Origin of the sequence: Pantoea nemavictus (assembly GCF_037479095.1) — a bacterium.
In the GTDB taxonomy this organism is placed as follows: Bacteria; Pseudomonadota; Gammaproteobacteria; order Enterobacterales; family Enterobacteriaceae; genus Pantoea; species Pantoea nemavictus.
Genome location: NZ_JBBGZW010000002.1, coordinates 279,531 through 297,064, shown reverse-complemented (window position 1 = coordinate 297,064; position 17,534 = coordinate 279,531). Strand labels below are relative to the sequence as shown.

The 17,534-nt window shown below is 55.6% G+C and carries 16 protein-coding genes; 1 reads left to right on the top strand and 15 read right to left on the bottom strand.

Features of this window, described 5'->3' with window-relative positions:
* Positions 1-26 precede the first annotated feature (26 nt).
* On the bottom strand, positions 27-1,670 hold the full coding sequence (gene eptA, locus WH298_RS21135; RefSeq protein WP_180823931.1) for a phosphoethanolamine transferase EptA: 1,644 nt from the start codon (positions 1,668-1,670) through the stop codon (positions 27-29).
* Positions 1,671-2,053: 383 nt separating this feature from the next.
* Positions 2,054-2,953: a LysR family transcriptional regulator gene (locus WH298_RS21130; protein ID WP_180823930.1), complete on the bottom strand. Its 900-nt coding sequence runs from the start codon at positions 2,951-2,953 to the stop codon at positions 2,054-2,056.
* Between the two features lie 175 nt (positions 2,954-3,128).
* Here WH298_RS21130 and WH298_RS21125 point away from each other — a divergent pair, with 175 nt between their 5' ends.
* Entirely contained in the window at positions 3,129-3,641 is a 513-nt protein-coding gene (locus WH298_RS21125) for an SRPBCC family protein (RefSeq protein WP_180824293.1), read from the top strand.
* 206 nt (positions 3,642-3,847) lie between these two features.
* On the opposite strand, the gene WH298_RS21120 is transcribed toward WH298_RS21125, so the two are convergent.
* The 13 genes from WH298_RS21120 to WH298_RS21060 form a co-directional block, all read right to left on the bottom strand.
* Entirely contained in the window at positions 3,848-4,123 is a 276-nt protein-coding gene (locus tag WH298_RS21120) for a hypothetical protein (protein ID WP_009128496.1), read from the bottom strand.
* 172 nt (positions 4,124-4,295) lie between these two features.
* The gene (locus WH298_RS21115) at positions 4,296-4,847 is read right to left on the bottom strand and encodes a GNAT family N-acetyltransferase (RefSeq protein WP_180823929.1); all 552 of its coding nucleotides are present in this window, start codon (positions 4,845-4,847) and stop codon (positions 4,296-4,298) included.
* Between the two features lie 181 nt (positions 4,848-5,028).
* Positions 5,029-5,877 (bottom strand): VOC family protein, encoded by an 849-nt coding sequence (locus WH298_RS21110; protein ID WP_180823928.1) that lies wholly within the window; start codon positions 5,875-5,877, stop codon positions 5,029-5,031.
* A gap of 23 nt (positions 5,878-5,900) precedes the next feature.
* Complete coding sequence (locus WH298_RS21105) at positions 5,901-7,052, bottom strand: amidohydrolase (protein ID WP_180823927.1); 1,152 nt, start codon at positions 7,050-7,052, stop codon at positions 5,901-5,903.
* 2 nt (positions 7,053-7,054) lie between these two features.
* Positions 7,055-8,158, bottom strand: a complete 1,104-nt coding sequence (locus WH298_RS21100) for an alkylhydroperoxidase domain protein (RefSeq protein ID WP_180823926.1) — start codon at positions 8,156-8,158, stop codon at positions 7,055-7,057.
* A gap of 235 nt (positions 8,159-8,393) precedes the next feature.
* Entirely contained in the window at positions 8,394-9,383 is a 990-nt protein-coding gene (locus WH298_RS21095; RefSeq protein WP_180823925.1) for a putative FMN-dependent luciferase-like monooxygenase, read from the bottom strand.
* Positions 9,380-10,990: a dipeptide ABC transporter ATP-binding protein gene (locus WH298_RS21090; RefSeq protein WP_180823924.1), complete on the bottom strand. Its 1,611-nt coding sequence runs from the start codon at positions 10,988-10,990 to the stop codon at positions 9,380-9,382. The genes WH298_RS21095 and WH298_RS21090 overlap by 4 nt, the downstream gene beginning before the upstream one ends.
* Positions 10,987-11,844 (bottom strand): ABC transporter permease, encoded by an 858-nt coding sequence (locus tag WH298_RS21085; protein WP_180823923.1) that lies wholly within the window; start codon positions 11,842-11,844, stop codon positions 10,987-10,989. The genes WH298_RS21090 and WH298_RS21085 overlap by 4 nt, the downstream gene beginning before the upstream one ends.
* On the bottom strand, positions 11,841-12,785 hold the full coding sequence (locus tag WH298_RS21080; RefSeq protein WP_036621453.1) for an ABC transporter permease: 945 nt from the start codon (positions 12,783-12,785) through the stop codon (positions 11,841-11,843). The genes WH298_RS21085 and WH298_RS21080 overlap by 4 nt, the downstream gene beginning before the upstream one ends.
* A gap of 12 nt (positions 12,786-12,797) precedes the next feature.
* Positions 12,798-14,420, bottom strand: coding sequence for a TIGR04028 family ABC transporter substrate-binding protein (locus tag WH298_RS21075; RefSeq protein ID WP_180823922.1), 1,623 nt, complete (start codon positions 14,418-14,420; stop codon positions 12,798-12,800).
* 282 nt (positions 14,421-14,702) lie between these two features.
* Complete coding sequence (locus WH298_RS21070) at positions 14,703-15,989, bottom strand: TRAP transporter large permease (protein ID WP_009128473.1); 1,287 nt, start codon at positions 15,987-15,989, stop codon at positions 14,703-14,705.
* Between the two features lie 12 nt (positions 15,990-16,001).
* Positions 16,002-16,508, bottom strand: coding sequence for a TRAP transporter small permease (locus tag WH298_RS21065; RefSeq protein ID WP_009128472.1), 507 nt, complete (start codon positions 16,506-16,508; stop codon positions 16,002-16,004).
* A gap of 48 nt (positions 16,509-16,556) precedes the next feature.
* On the bottom strand, positions 16,557-17,534 hold the full coding sequence (locus WH298_RS21060; RefSeq protein ID WP_180823921.1) for a TRAP transporter substrate-binding protein: 978 nt from the start codon (positions 17,532-17,534) through the stop codon (positions 16,557-16,559).

Sequence of the window (17,534 nt, the reverse complement as noted above, 5' to 3'; positions counted from 1 at the left end):
TACGGCATGTGCGGTATTGGACTGCTTTAACTCAGTCTGCTCCGGCAAGTGCTGAGAATATCGTCCTTAGCCTGATATTCACTGGTCTGTACTCCCGTCAATCCCAGCAGGGTGGAGAACAGGTTATCTTGTGAAAAGCTTTGGTGCGCCGCTTGCTGGTCAACACAGGCTTTGCTGACGCCATAGCGCTGTTGATAGTCTGGCGACAGCCACATCAGCATCGGCACATGTTTCTGCACATCCGGCGCAATGGCATACGGCATACCGTGCAAATAGGCGCCATTTTCGCCTAACGACTCCCCGTGGTCGGAGAGGTAGACCAGGCTGGTGGTATATTCATCCTGATGCGCTTTAAGCACCTTAATCGCTTTGTCGACAATATAATCGATATACAGAATGGTATTGTCGTAAGTGTTAACCAGCTGCTCTTGCGAACAATCCTGAATTTGATTGGTATCGCAGGTCGGAGTGAATTTTCTAAACTGTGGCGGATAACGATTGAAATACGTTGGTCCGTGGCTGCCAATAGTGTGCAATACGATCACGCCATTGCCTTTGAGATGTTTAATATAGTCCTCAATACCGTGGAATAACACCTCGTCATAACACTCACCGTCATGGCACATATTCGGCAGGTTCAGGCTGGTCATATCCTGATGCGGGACACGATCGCAGGCGCCTTTACAGCCACCGTCGTTATCATTCCACAGCACCTGCACACCGGCACGCTGGATAATATCGAGCAAGCCTTCCTGATGATCGGCAAGCTGATCGTCATAATGGCTGCGCGGCATATTGGAGAACATGCACGGCAACGAAATCGCCGTGGCGGTGCCGCAGGACTGCGTATTGGGAAAATAGGAAACCGCGTCCTTAGCCAGTAACGGCGTGGTTTCCCGCGCATAACCATTTAGCTGAAAATTCACCGCGCGCGTGGTTTCACCCACCACCAAAATGGTGAGATTTTTCTTTGGTCCAATCAACATCGCGGGTTGTTGCTTTGCGTCTAAACCAATTTTCACCAGCGGCAAATTGGCGGTGCGGCTGTGGTTATACCAGGAGATCGACGCCACAATGGCGTTCGACGGACTGAGTGATTTAATCAGCTCTTTTTGATTACGAAATAGCGAGGCGTAATCTTTATAGAAAAACATTGCCACTAAGCAGATACAAATAATCGATACCAGCATCGACGCGGCGCGTTTAGCATAACTTTTCCACAATGGTGTTCCATTATTAATACGCAGCCAAAAAGTCAGCACGGCGACCAATAAGCCGCTGCAGCCCAACGTAATAATCAGTTTGGGTGACAATAACGCAAAGGATTCAGAAGCGGTGGTATCGAGAATATTCACGATCATCGAGCGGTCGATGACTATGCCGAAGCTCCAGATAAAATATTGAGCGGAAGCCGCCACCAATACGAATAACGCCAGAACAATGCGGTCGAGCCAGACCAATGAGGCAAGCGTTGCAATAATATTGATAACGCTAAATGCCACTAGCGGCATTGAGACGAACACCCACATCGTGCGTAGATTATCGAGCGGCATGGCGTCAATAACCTGACGGTAAAAGGCGATGTTCAGAAACAGCGCAATATAGATCGAAAACAGCGTAATAAAAGTCAGCCGACTTACCGTCGGTCTTTTAGGCAGCGAAAACGTCATGGTTTTATCCGAACAGGGAGAGAAGGCGAGAGCTTAATAAACCAAGGTTAAGTGAACCTTAATTAAGGCAAAGCATTGACGCTCGACTTAACAGACGGGCGTGCTACCAGGAGAACCAGACGGTAACAAAACTCACTACGGCAAATACGCTGACAGCAACTGCCAGATATTCGCTAAACGGGCGGGATATCATCGATTTCATGGAAAATTTCCTCTTCAGTTGAGGCTATTTTCAGTGCTGAAGATTAAGCGATCCTTAGCGTGAGGCGAATAAATCCCTTTAAGAGCTATAGTGATCGGCAGCGACAGTTTATCGACCCTCATCGCCGCCTACTTAGCTTACCGCCGTTTATTCAACGCTCGGGCAGCGCTAAAGTTCGGACTCAAATTGCCGTGGCGAACAGCAGTTCGCGCAACCAGCGATGCCCAGCATCGCGGTGTGTGCGTTCGTGCCACGCTACGGTTTTAGTGAAGCCCTGAATCGCCAGCGGCGGTGCGCACACTTTTAAACCCGCGTGATGCTGCGCCAAACGACGTGGCACCACGCTAATCAGATCGCTGACGCGCAAAATTTCGGGCAACACCAGAAAACTGCATACCGAGAGCGTGACGCGCCGCGAACGTCCGATTGCCGCCAGGGCTTGATCGGTGACGCCGTGAAAATTGCCGCCGAGATACGAGACCAGCGCGTGATCCTGTGCACAGAAGTCGTCCAGCGTAAGGGTTTCCTGTTGCGCCAGCGGATGGTCATCACGCATCAGACACACATACTCTTCATCATATAACGCGCGGGCATGCAGGTCGGGCGGCGCGCTATCGGGCGTGATTAAGGCGATATCCACCGTTCCGCGTTCAAACTGCAGCGCTAACTGCTCATTATTCACCGGCAAAACCGCCACACGTATGCCCGGTGCCTGCTGACGCAACGCCGCCATAAACGGCACAACCACCGCCCGCAGGGCGTAATCGGTGGCCGCGATACTGATGGTCATCTGTGCTGTTGCCGGATCAAACTGCTTTGGCTGCAGCAGCTCACTGACATCGGTCAAAATAGTTTTCACCGGCAGCGCCAGCTCCAGCGCGCGCAGCGTCGGCACAATACCGCGCTGGGTGCGGGTAAACAGCGGATCGTTAAAACATTCCCGTAAACGCGTCAACATGCCGCTGACGGCAGGCTGCGTGAGTGACAGACGCTCTGCCGCACGCGTGACATTGCGCTCGTCCAGCAGGGCATCAAGCGCTTTCAATAAGTTGAGATCCAACGTACGCAAATCGGTTTTCATGTTAATTCACCAACAGCCGGGAAGGTGTGCAGCATAACCTTGTTCAGTTATCACGATAAGTAATATCAGAAATAAAAAATGGCAATTGGCCTTATTTCTTTCGCAGCGGAATACTGCATCCGTCCGCTACCGATGGCGGTGGCTCATCGAACAACATGAGAACGTATCAATGAAAATGAACGCGATTAACTGGCCGGAAGGCTTCGTACCCGGTTTTACTGACAATTACTGCTCGAATGAAGTGATCGTTGCTGGCCTGACCACCCGTGAAATCTGGCCGCTGCTCAGCACACCGGCACTGTGGCCGACCTACTACAAGAACTCAGCGAACACGCGTTTTTATGACAACAAAGGCCCGGAGCTGGCGCAGGGCGCACGCTTTTACTTTGAAACCTTTGGCTTTCCGGTGGAAGCGTTGGTTACCGAGTTGGTTGCGCCTGCTGCGGGTGAACCGGCGCGCGTTTCCTGGCACGGTTGGGCAGGCGAGCCGGGCAGCGATGATCGTCTGGACGTGCTGCATGCGTGGCTGATTGAAGATCTTTCCGATAACCGGGTGCGCATTCTTACCCAGGAAACGCAAAATGGAAAACCGGCTGTTGAGCTGGCAAAAGCGCAGCCTAATCCGATGATAAATGGTCATCAGGATTGGCTGGATGGTTTGGTCGCTGCGGCCAAAGCCCGTCAGTAATGTATTAAAGCCGATTAGACAGATTTGGAATCAGCATAATGCTCAATTTGTAGCGGCGCGATTTATCGCGCGTTGTTTAAGGGCGCGCAATAAATTACGCCGCTACGGTGAGTACAAACGTGGAGCAACCTTTAAACAGTTGCATCGTGCTAGCGATTAAACAACGTTGCGAATAAATAATAAGCGGCAGACCTTAAAGGCGCTGCTTATTTGTACGTCACTTCGATGATTTTAAAATTATTTACTGTTTTGACAATTACGGTACCCAGTTGATAAGGCAACGTTTGTGTTTGTCTGTTGAATGCGATCGTACGCACTTTGTTAATACCTTCGCGATTACAAGTAACTGACGTACGTTGTAGCAGCGTGGACGTGGTACAGGCGGGTTCAACAATGGCACCGCTGAAGTTAATCGTTCCACCCTCGGCCATCGCCGTTTGCAGCATCACAAGGCCTGACAATACAACCAGGATTTTTAACATATGACATCCTCCAAATACCTTTAAGGATTTTCGTCCTCGCATGGTTAAACTTTAGAGGATAAGAAATGCAGTTAAGAAAAATCTTGGTTTTATTTTGTAATTACATGAAGTACACAACCTTCAGGCTTGGAAGTCACTGCTGAAAGGTCAATGCCACGCCTCATACATGCGTTTAAAGGGAGAGGGATGTTGAGTACTCTCCGCGCAGCAGTCCAAACAGCCAGTCGTTATGCCACGTATTTCTCAGCCAGTAGCTTTCCCGCAGTTCCCCCTCCAATACGAAGCCAACTTTTTCCAGCAGTCGACGTGAGGGCATATTGCCTGCGGTAACGGTCGCAGTAAGCCGCCGGATGCCGCCGTCCTTAAACGCATAGTCACACAGCGCGATTAGCGACTCATACGCATAGCCTTTGCCTTGCGCTTCGGGCGCGAACAGAAAGCCGACCTCGGCACAGTCGCTGTCGCGATGAATATAGCCGCTGACGCCGATGCGATTGCCCGACTGTTTTTCACGAACTATCAGGCACAGCCAATGTTCGCTCTGGGGCGACCAAAGCGGCAATCTTGCTGAAAAATCTGCGAGAATTTTTTCTTCGGATTTTTGGTCCGCGACGTAGTGCATGACCTGTGGCGCTAGCTGTAGCTCTCGGTAGAAAGCCCAGTCGGCTTCCTCGAGCTGCGAGCAGGTGAGTCTGGTGGTTTCGAGATGCAATCGGCTGGTCAATGTTCACCTGCATAAATCCGACAAGGAGGATGAAGGTATTTTAGAACGCACGTAACGTAGCGGCGCAATTTATTGCGCAATATCTGGATGGGCACGGAGTCGCGACTAATACACGCGATAAATCGCGCCGCTACAAATATGTGCAATCATTCTGTAGCGGTGCAATAAATTGCGCTGATGTTTACTGCTGAAACCTTAACGCCACGCCAAACGCCTGTTCGGCACCGACAATAATCGCGGACTCCTCTTCGCGAAACGCTACATCGCCAAGCAGCAGGCTCGCTTTTACCTTGCGCAAATCGGTAGTGCGCAAGGTTAATCCGGCCATGCGCGCGCTGCCGTCGTAATCGAGCGGTAAACTGGCAAAGCGCTGGGTGACGTACTCCGCGGCGGCAAAGCGCACCGTCGCCACGCCCGCTTTCAACACAAACGCGCCCTCCTGACAGGCAGTGAGCTTATCGGCGCCAAACAAACGGCTGTAAGGCTGTGCGGCGGCGGCGGGATCCTGTGCAACCACCACAAACTCAACGATATCGCTTACGCCATTAGGATGGATGCGCCACGCGTCCTGCCATACCGAATCTGGCGTGTCGTGCTGGCAAAAGAAGCTGCGGCCATTGGCAATCAGCGACGGACGCAGCCGCACCGTGCGGAAACGCGCTTCCTGCTCGCTGCCATCCGGCAAAGTCACCGGACGGAAAAAGCTCGCCGGTTGATCGCCGTCGATATCCTGGCTCTCCAGATAGCGCCACACCGCATCGGCATCCTCGGTTTTCCACACCAAACCGCTCAGGCCAATCGGCGACTGCCACAAATCCTGGCGCAGATTGCCGCGCCCGGCTTCAAAACCTAATAACTCCAGATAGTTATCACCAAAGATCGCCAGGTGATTGCTGGAACCGAGCGAATGGTGGCCACGCTCGGTAAGCTGAAAACCCAGGCGACGAAACAGCGCGCTGGCGTCGTCTAGCTGGTCAGCAACATTAATCACCACATGGTCGAGACGTGGAACCGGTACAGGAATCGCCATCGCTTTTCTCCTTGCTCTTAGGGTCACGATGCCAGCGCCTGTTGTTGGCGCAGCGTCAGCAGCGCGCGCTGCGCCAGCTCGGTGAAGTAATGCACCGCTGGTTCCAGCATCGCTTCATCCGGATCGAAACCGGCGTGATGCAGGCCAAACTCACTGGCGCTGCCAATGCTGACGAAAGCGCCTGGCAGCTGCTGCAGGTAAAAGGCAAAGTCTTCGCCGCCCATTTGCGGCGTGCCGATTTGCGTTGCATAGCCCTGATCGGCAGCCAAATCCAGCGCGAAATCGGCCCATTCTGGCGTGTTGACCAGCGATGGCGGACCTTCCTGCCACACCAGCTCAACCTGCGCGCCAAATCCGGCGGCAATACCGTTAATCAGCGCCGTCATTTTCTGCGGGATTTGTGCCCGTATCTCAGCGTTGTGGGTGCGCACCGTACCTTCCAGCTCCACCGTTTGCGGCAACACATTCCAGCTATTGCCGGCCGTGAAGCGCGTTACGCTAACCACCACCGATTCCAGCGAGCTGAACACGCGGCTCGGCAGCGTTTGCAGCGCGGTGACGATGTGGCTGCCAATCACAATGCTATCGATACCTTCATGCGGTCGCGCGGCGTGCGCACCTTTGCCGGTGATATTGATTTGGAAACGATCGACGTTGGCATAATAAGCGCCACCGCGCGTGCGCAGCGTGCCGGTGGGCAGATCCGGCGCGTTATGCAGGCCAAAAATCGCCTGCACATCGTTAAGTGCGCCTGCCGCCAGCAGCTGTTTCGCGCCGGTGAAAATCTCTTCCGCGGGCTGGAACAGAATGCGCACGCGGCCAGGCAATTGGGCTTCGATGCGTTTTAGCTGCTGTGCCACACCGAGCATTACGCTACTGTGCAGATCGTGGCCGCAGGCGTGCATCACGCCCGGCTGCTGCGAGCGCCACGGTTGGTCGGTTTGCTCATCGATCGGCAGGGCATCGATATCGGCCCGCAGCGCGATCAGCGGTTCGCCGTGACCAATTTCAGCGACCACCCCGGTTTTCAGCGCCAGCGGCAGCAGCTTAACGTTGAGTTGTTGCAGCCAGCGCGTTAGCCGCTCGGTGGTGGCAAATTCCTGATCCGACAGTTCGGGATGCTGATGCAGCTCGCGTCGCCAGCGTACTAGCTGTTGAGGGGAAAGATCGGTCATGGTCATCCTTGGGTTTGTGCAGGTAAGAAAGGTTCGCCGAGCGTCAGCATCAGGCGGTTCGCCCAGGCAAAGAAGGCGGCGGATTGAATCAGATCCAGCAATTCCAGCGTGCTGAATCCCTGATCGCGCAGCGCTTGCAGCTGCTTCAGGCTGGTGGCAGCGGGGGTGATCGATAAGGTCGCCACCAGATCGATCTGTGCCGCCCAGCGCGCCGATTGTCCGTGCGACAATTCGGCACCCGGCGCAACATTCAGCAACTTCTGTACCGCCGGTTCATCTTTCGACAGCTGGCTGGCTTTGCGCGCGTGGACCGAGGCGCAGTAAATGCAGCCGTTAACCTTGCTTACCACCGTCGCGGCAAGTTCGCGTTCCGCGCGCGAAAGTCCACCCGCGGCATAGAAGATGCCTTTATCGGTGAGCGTGCGCTGCTCCAGCAGCGGCTGGTTGCGTCCCAACAGGCGGAAGTAATCGGAATCGCTGTGGCCGAATTTCGCCAGCGTGGCCTGCTCGTCAGCGCTAAATTCATTGAGCGGTTTAGCCGCCAGCCACGGCTCCCAGCCGAGTTCCTGCTGGGTAAAGGCGGTGAGGGCGGTTTTGCCGCTCAGGGTTAACGGCGCATCGTGCCACTTTCCGGCCACCGCATGCGGCTGCGCAGCCGTCTCTTCGCCGCTGAGTAAACGCAAACCGAGCAGCAAACGACTCTGGAAGCTGACAAACGCAATCAGCTGCGCCAGCGTGACGATACCGCGCGGCGACCAGCCGGCATGTTGCAGTGTCTCGATGTGCTGCGGCGCGGCCTCCACCGGATGCAGACTGAGCAGTTCAGCAAACGCTAAACCGGCGTCAAAGCGTGCGTTTTGCGCTGGCGGTTGCGCCTGCTGTTGATAATGCGCCTGCAGCGCGGTTACCCCGTGCCAGGCCGCGACCTGTGCGGCGAGCGAAAAGCGTTCGGCTAACGGTAAATCCTCATCATCTTGCGTAAATAGCACCTCGTAGCTGCCTTGCGTATGCTGCGTGGCGGCGGCGCGTTCAGCACGGGCTTGCGCCAGTTCGGAAGCGGGATCGATATCGGCCAGCGCATTAAGTAAATCAAACGGTTGGGACATACAATTCTCCAGTTAAAGCATTAGTAGGGTCGCCATTTAGTACCGTGCTGGCTGTCCCCCACCTCGGTCCTCCCCCATAAATGGGGGAGGAAGATGCTGCTATATGTGAGTTGGGAGCTGCATGTGGCAGCGTCTCCTTCCCCCGCTTGCGGGGGAAGGCCGGGATGGGGGACAGCAAGCACCTTCTAATGTTACCCATCAGTCCGGTTTGTACCTTTATGGTGACCGCACCGACTTAGCCACGCAGCGCGGGCGCGATGTGGTCGGCAATTAACTCTATGGAACGCAAAATGTCGGCGTGCGGCGGATCGATGGAGTGCACCTGGAAGCTGATATCAGTGACGCGTTGCAACACGCTATCGGCCAGCAGCGATTGCCGCACCCGGTCGGCATCACCAAAGTGTGCGTCCAGCTGACGCGCCTGCTCGTCAAGCGTATGGCCAACAACATGTCCTGATTCGCGGAAATGAGCGGCCTGGCGCTGTAAACCGGGCTCGGCAAGACGGCGCGCGTAGTCATTGGAGTCAGCGACAAAAGCGGTGCGCGACGCCAGAATGCGCGGTGCGATGCCAGGCGGTAACGCCGCCAGATAGGCGTCGATCATCGGGTTCTGCATCTGATCGAGCGTTAAATCAGGTTGACCCGCCGGGCGCGGCTGGGTGCGCGACAGCATCAAACCGTGGCCCGCCAGGCCCGCGCGTGCCGCACCCTCTACCGAGAAGGTGGCGATCCACACGCGCTGCGCCAACGTCGGCGCGGCAGGATAGAGATGATTATCCGGATGTCCCAGCGTATCGCCGCGCCATGCGCTAAGCAGCTGATGCAGATGATCGGCAAACACGCTGGCGCGTTGATCGATGGTGATGCCGAACGGCAGAAACGACGTGGCGGTGCCGCCCGATCCTAAACCGACCTCCAGCCGCCCGTTACTCAGCAAATCCAGTACTGCAGCATCTTCAGCCACCCGCAGCGCGTTCTCCATCGCCAGCGTGATGATGCCGGTGCCGAGGCGAATGGTGCGGGTATGCGCGGCAACGTGTGCCAGGAACAGCAGCGGCGACGGCAAGCCGCCCTCTTTTTCATGAAAGTGGTGCTGAGCGATCCACGCACTGTCAAAACCGGTACGCTCGGCGTGCTGAATCTGTTCGGTGGCCAGGCGATAGCGCTGTTGCGCGCTGGTGTCATCCAGCAGGCGGGTGAAAAAGCCAATGCGTTTACGCGTCATGCAGACTCCTTAATCAGCGGACGGAAAGCGGGAATCGCGTCAATCAGCGCGCGGGTATAGGCATGCTGAGGCGCAGAAAATAGCGTGACAGTGTCACCTTGCTCCACCACTTCACCGGCGTGCAGCACGGTGACGCTGTGCGCAATGCGGCGCACGGTGGCGAGATCGTGGGTGATAAACAGGTAGGTGAGGCCGAGTTCGCGTTGCAGTTGCTGCAGTAGTTGCAGAATCTGCGCCTGTACCGTGACATCCAGCGCTGAGGTAGCTTCGTCCAGCACCAGAATCGCCGGCTGCAGAATCAGGGCGCGGGCAATTGCCACACGCTGCCGCTGGCCGCCGGACAACTCGCGCGGTTTGCGCGTCAATAAGTCGAGCGGCAAGGCGACGCGTTGCGCCACCGCTTCGACGCGCTGACGACGCGCTTCGCGGCTGAGTTTTTCAAAGTTAAGCAGCGGCTCTTCAATAATGGCGAACAGCGTTTGGCGCGGATCGAGCGAAGCAAATGGATTCTGATAAACGAACTGAATTTTGCGGCGCAGCTGGCGCTGGGCTTCACCGCGCAACGCGGTGGCATCGATGCCGTCGATCACTACGCGTCCGCTATCGGCCTGCTCAAATCCCAGCAGAATGCGCGCCAGCGTGGTTTTACCGGAACCGGATTCGCCGACCAGCGCGTGCGTGGTGCCGCGCGCCACGGTGACGCATACTTCTTTGGCCACCTGCAGCTGCTGCTGGCGACCGAGAGAGAACTGTTTGTTGATGCCGGAGAGCTGAATCGCCGGTGATGAGAAGTTGGCACGGGCAGGAACGGCCAGCGCGGCTTCACCGGGATCGGCATCCTGCAGCAGCTGTCGCGTGTAGGGATGCTGCGGCGCGTTGATCACCTGCGCCGCCGGACCTTGCTCTTGCACTTCGCCGTGACGGAACACCAGCAAACGATCGGCGCGTTCTGCCGCCAGCGCTAAATCGTGCGTGACAAACAGCACCGCGGTGCCGGATTCGCGGCGCAGCACGTCCAGCAGATCAAGGATGCGCTTTTGCACCGTCACATCCAGCGCGCTGGTCGGTTCATCGGCGATGATGATTTGTGGGCGCAGGGCGAGGGCGATAGCAATCAGCACCCGCTGTTTCATACCGCCAGAGAGTTGATGCGGATACTGCTTCAGGCGTTGCTCCGGATGGCTCAAACCCACTTTTTGCAATAGCTCCAGCACGCGCTGCTGGCGCTCGGCTTTGCTGATTTTCAGGTGCAGCTGCAGCATTTCACCCACCTGATCGCCGATGGTTTTCACCGGATTGAGCGAGTTGCCCGGATCCTGTGGCACTAAGCTGATGCTGACGCCGCGCAGGCTATCGAGCCGTTTTGACGACCAACCGGCGATATCGGTGCCGTTCAGCACAATCTTGCCGCTATCACGGCGGCCGTTTTCCGCCATCAAACCTATGATCGCCTGCGCGGTGGTGGTTTTACCGGAACCGGATTCCCCCACCAGTGCCACCATTTCACCGGGCTGTAATTCGAAACTGACGTGGTGTACCACCGCGCGCCACTCGCCGCGCTGGCGATAGCTCAGGGTTAAATTCTCAATGGCTAATAGCGCGCTCATGCGTCACCTCCGGCCAGTTGACGGCTGATGCGATTGGCGGCCAGCACGACGGCGACCACCACGATGCCGGGGAAGGTAGTGAGCCACCAGGCGGTGGCCAGATAGTTGCGGCCTTCGGCGATCAGCAAACCCCATTCTGGCGTTGGCGGCGGCGTGCCGTAGCCGAGAAAACTGAGCGTTGATAACGCCAGAATCGCCTGACCAAACTGCAGGGCGGCGAAGGCGATCACCGCCGTGAGCGAGTTGGGCAAAATATGGCGCCACAGCACGCGCCAGAAACTGCCGCCGCTGCCGTAAGCGGCTTCGACGAATTCACTGCGGCGCACGCGCACCACTTCACCGCGCGCCAGACGGGCAAAGCTGGCAATCGACGCGATGCCCACCGCCAGTGCGGCGTGCACGGTGCCGAAGCCGAGCAGGATCAGAATGCTCAGTGACAGCAGCAGCGACGGAATCGACAGCAGCACATCGACTACACGCATCAGCCAGTTCTCGCTGCGTCCGCCTATCGCGCCCGCCAGCACGCCGAGCGTGGTGCCGCCAATCAGGCCCATCGCCACGGCGGCGACGGCGGCCGACAGCGACTGTGACGCACCATAAATAATGCGCGCATAGAGATCGCGGCCCAGCTGATCGGTACCGAGCCAGTAAGCAGCCTGCGGCGGCAGACGCTGCGCGCCGGGCACGCCTTCGGTTGGGCTGAAATGGGTAAACAAACTGGGCGCAAAGGCCGCCAGCAGCGCCAGCAGCATCACGCCCCACGCCAGCCATAAACCCGGCTGGATATGTAGCGCGCGCGACGCCCGGGCCTTGCCGTTGCTCTGACGCGCAGTTGCGTAATCGACCAGGCTCATCGGTGGCCTCCGGCAATGGATTGCAGACGCGGATCGAACAGCGGCATCAGCGCATCGACCAACAGGTTAATCAGCACAAAGGCCAGCGCAGAGATCATCACCACCGCTTGCAACACCGCGACGTCCTGATTATTCACCGCCTGCTGCGTCAGCTGACCAATGCCGCTCAAACCAAATACGGTTTCGGTAATCAGCGCACCGGCAATCAGTTCGCCGAGCAGTAAACCGGCGACGTTGAGTACCGGCAGCAGCGCATTGCGCATCACGTGATGCCACAATACGTGGCTTTCACTGGCACCTTTGGCGCGTGCCACCGCCACAAACGGCTGGGTGGAAACCTGATCGATACTGCGTAACAGAATCTGCGCCAGCGGCGCGGAGATCGGAATCGCCACGGTAATCACCGGCAGGATCAAACCTTGTAGCGCTGAAGGGTTGATTACCGGAATCCAGCGCAGCTGGAAGGAGAACAGCTGAATCAGCGCGATGCCGAGCCAAAAGGTGGGCAGCGAGATAAACAGCGCGGGCACCGATTGCAGCACGGAACGCAGGAAGCGCAGTCCCGGCAAACGCGACAGCGCCGCCAATGCAAAGGCAATTAGCGTGGCGAGCGCAAAACCGAGCAGCGCCAGTTGTAGCGTGGCGGGCAGGTTGCTAACCAGCTGTTCGCTGACCGGCACGCCCGCCTGCACCGAGTAACCAAAATCGCCGCGCAGCATCGCCAGCAGCGTGTGCACGTACTGCTGCCAGAGCGGATTATCCGCGCCGTAAGCCAGTCGCATTTCGGCGATTTGATCCGGGCTGAGGCCCAGATCCGGGTTCTGAAACTTGATCAGCACCGCATCGCCGGGCAGCACCTGCAGCAGAAAGAACGACAGGGTAAACGCGGCCCACAGCACCAAAACGCTTTGACCCACTCTTCGCAGCAGTGAACGTTGCATCATTGACCTGCCTTAGTGTTTTTCCAGCCACGCGCCGTAGAACGACGGGCGACCCACGGCTTCAAAATTCACGCCTTTCAACCACGGCGCGCCAGCAAAGACCTGCGGTTCTTCGAAGATGGGAATCACATATGCCTGATCGAGCAGATAACGCTGCGCATCGGCGGTCACCGCCAGGCGCTTAGCCGGATCGACCTCCGACGAGATGCTCAGCAATAGCGTGTTGAGCTTGTCGTCGCGGAAGTTCTGCACCTTGTCGCTGGAGCCGCCTTTCTGCAGCAGCGCATCGCGGTTAGTCGGATAGAACTGGCTTTTCACCACGTCGGGATCGGCGCGGCCCACTTCGGAAACCACCAGCGGGGTTTTCAGCGGATCGAGGTTATCCAGCACGCGGCTGCCGGCATCACCGGCTTTTACCGCCAGCGCCACGCCAACCTGACGCCACTGCTGCGCCACCAGCTGCAGCACTTCTTTGTTCTGCGGCTGCGGCAATGACTCATAAATGGTTAACGCCAGTTTCTTACCATCCTTCTCACGAATGCCGTCGCTGCCCGGTTTCCAGCCCGCTTCATCCAGCAGTTTTTTCGAAAGCGTTGGATCGTATTTCAGCTTGTCGGCGAGGTTGACGTAACCGGCCGCCGAAGTGGCGATCACCGAGGTGGCCTGCGGATAGTTCGGCGAGAACAGGGTTTGCACCACCTGCTGCGCGTTAGTGGCGTGCAGCAGCGCCTGACGCACTTTCACCTCGCTGACCAGCGGGTTATCCGGGCGGAAGCTGATGCTGTCGTTGACGCCGCGCGTGGGTGCGGCATAAATCGGGAAGTTTTGCTGCTGCGCCTGCTTCTCGTCGTAGGCTTGCACCTGACGAATAAAGTCGGCCTGACCGGCCAGCAATGCGCCAATGCGCACGCTGTCTTCCGGCGTGACGATAAACTTGATGCCGTCGAGATTGGCAGGACCTTGCTGGGCGCTGTTTTTCGGGCCCCACTGGTAATCTTTGCGCGCGGTTAAATCGACTTCGCGCCCGAGTTTTTCATCGCTGACCACAAACGGGCCGGAGCCAATGATATGGCGTGCATCGCCTAGCTGATCGAAGCTACGCTGCAGAGTGCTGAGGGAAACCAGACCTGACCCAATGGTTGCGGTGCCCTGCAAAAAACCGGGGGACGGTTTTTTGAAATAGAATTTCACCGTCTGCCGATCAATAACCTCACTGCGATCGTAATTATTAATCACTTCGGAAACCGGCAGGCGCTGGGCTTTATTTCCCAGCCCGTAAGTATCAAAGTTTTTTGCCACCGCATTAGCATCTAATGGCGTGCCATCAGAGAAAGTCACGCCGGGACGAATTTTAAAGGTGTATTCGGTTTTATCGGCGTTGCTGCTCCAGCTTTCGGCAATCCACGGCTCAACCTGTAAGGTTTTTGGGTTTTGCCACGTCAGCTTATCGGTTATTTGATTCAGAATACCGCCATTCGGATAAAAGCCGCCAGCGGGTGGATAAAGGTTGGTGTGCGCCTGTTGTTCAAGATAAACCAGCGTACCGCCTTTGACCGGCGTGTCCGCCGCGTGGGCGCTAAAAATCCCTGAGAGCAGGGCTAAACTGAGCGCCTGCAAGTGAAAATGCTTAGTCATGGTGTTTCCCTTTTTTATCAAAGCTTGAGCGGTCTGATTGCATCATCAAATGCCGCATCCGGGAGTTGAACCAATGAATTGCACTAAGCTTTGCCGAAAAAAATAAATAGGATTGGAGAAGGTGAACGGATGTCGTGGCGCTTCTTAACATCTTTGTTGATATGAACAACGATATTGCTTATCCCGTGAATTGTAGCGGCGCAATTTATTGCGCGATAAATCGCGCCGCTACACAATGTGTGAATATTAAATAACCTGCTCACTCCTTATAAATAAGCGTTGTTACATCACCCCCATTAATCGCGGCAGCCACAGCGACAATGCCGGGATATAGGTGATCAGCATCAGCACAATAAATAACACCCCATAGAACGGCAGCATGGCCGTGACCACTTGCTCAATTTTCTGCTTACTCACCGCGCTGGCCACAAATAATACCGTGCCGACCGGTGGGGTGATTAAACCAATGCCAAGGTTGGTCAGCATGATCATGCCGAAATGTACCGGATCAACGCCCAGTGCAGTCGCCACGGGCAATAATACCGGCGTCAGAATAAGGATGAGCGGTGCCATGTCCATCAGTGTTCCCACTACCAGTAACAGCAGGTTGATGCACATCAAAATCACATACTTGTTACTGGAAAATTGGGTAAAGGCCTCGGTAATGATGGTGGGTAATTGCATAAAGGTCATTACCGCACCGAAACCGGCGGCGAAGGCAATCAGCACCATCACTATGGTCACTGTTTTGATGGTGCGGAATACCAAAATATGCAACTGAGTCCATTTGAAATCGCGGTAGATAAACATCGTCACGAAGAACGCCCAAATACAGGCTATTGCTGCCGACTCAGAGGCGGTGAAAACGCCCGAGAGTATCCCGCCGAGAATAATAAATATGGTGAACAGTCCCCAAAATGCATCGAAGAAGATTTTCAACGCCTGCTTATAAGGGATGCGCTCGCCTTTGGGATAACCCCGTTTACGCGCAAAGATCAGGCACATGATCATTAAGCACAAACCGAGTAACAGACCTGGAATGATGCCGGCGACAAACAGCGAAGAGATAGTGACGATACCGCCGGTGGCGAGTGAATAAATCACCGAGTTGTGACTGGGCGGAGTTAAAACCGCTTGCACCGAGCCGCTAGCGGTTACTGCTGCAGCGAAATCACGCGGATAGCCTTTCTCCTCCATCTGGGGAATCATGACCGAACCAATTGAGGCGGTATCGGCAACCGACGAGCCCGAAATGGCGCCAAAGAAGGTTGAGGCGACAATATTCACCAGTGACAGTCCACCACGAATGAATCCGACAAATATATAGGCGAAATTAACCAACCTGCGGGCAATGCCGCCTTCCGCCATAATGGCGCCAGCCAGAATAAAGAAGGGAATGGTCAGCAGTGAAAATTTGTTAATACCGTTGGTAATCTGAATCACGACGGCTTCCCACGGCAAGTCGATCCACCACGCGCCGATAAATGCGCTTAATCCTACGGCAAACGCGACCGGGAAACCGAGCAACAGCAATACCACCAGACTGCCAATTAAAATGAGTGCGTCCATTTTTTGCTCCGCTTAATGGGTGCCACCAAGAGTGACGATTGCGCGCTGGCTTTGATCGCCATTAATTAATCGCTCAGCTACAAACAACAGCGTAAATACCGCGCCGATCGGGATGGGCAGATACATTTCGCCGTAAGTCACCATGGGTAAAGAAGCCAGCGTTTGTACCCACATCGCTTCGCACAGGTTGTAACTGGCACGGAAAATCACCACACAGGTGACGATCATCAGCAGATCTGACAGTTTTAACAGCCAGCGCTGATTGGCTGGTGAGAGTCGGTCAGTCATCATTGACACGCAGATATGCGTACCTGCGCGGAATCCCACCGGCGCGCCAATAAAGGTAAAGATGATCATGCAAATAATGGCGACCGGTTCAGGCCAGGAAAGCGCATCATTTAACACATAGCGAGAAAAAATCCCGATGGGAATTACTGTCACCATGATCAACAACGCTACGGCGGCAATCGCCATGCACAGTAAATAAAGCCCATCCATCAGACGAGAATATGCAGTCATCGTGTTTACCTGAGTAAAACGCCACGCAGAGACGTGGCGTGGAGAGGATTACTTCACATCAGCAATCTGTGTCATCAGATCCTGATATTTGCCACCAAATTGATCGCGCACTGGCTGCGTCGCCTTGACGAAGGCTTCGCGATCGGTTTGCTGGAAGGTCACGCCACCCGCTTTCATCTTTTCAACGGATTGTTGCGTGTAGGTGGCCCATAACTGGCGTTCTTCATCCTGCGCCTCTTTGCCTAATTTTTTCAGCAGGGCCTGATCCTCAGCGGATAGACGATTCCATAAGGGTTTGGAGTAGAGGATCATTTCGGGCTGAATAAAGTGACCGGTTAGGGTGTAGTACTTAGTGACGGGCATGTAATTGTGGGCGACAAATGTCGGGGGATTGTTTTCGGTGCCATCAACAACACCCGTTTGCATGGCGCTAAACACTTCACTCACGCCCATCGCTACCGGATTCGCGCCCATCGCTTTTAACGTTGCCAGTGAGATGGCACTGTTTTGTACACGGATCTTCATGCCCTTGAGATCGTCGGGTTTGGTGATCGGCTCTTTGGTGATCATGTTTCGCACACCCGCGTCAGTCCAGCCGAGGAAAATCATGCGGGCGTTCGGGTCGTTATCGAACTTTGTGACAATCTGTTTGCCGATATCGCCGTCTAACACCTGATGCATATGATTCTCATCGCGAAAAACATACGGCAAGGTCAACACGCTGGTTTCTGGGGCGATGGTGGTGACCGGGGCCAGCGACACGCGAATCATATCGATAGCCCCAAGCTGCACCTGCTGCAACGTTTGATCTTCATCGCCTAACACGCCGCCAGCATAAATTTTCATTTCTAAGCGCCCGTCAGTGGCTTTTTTAAGCTTCTCGCCCATGTGCTCAAGCGCCACAACGGTGGGATAGCCTGCGGGTTGGACTTCCGCCACTTTGATGACTTTCGCTGACACCACGGCAGGGCAAAATGCTGCAGCGGAGGATAACGAAACTACCAGCAGTAATTTTTTAAACGTCAT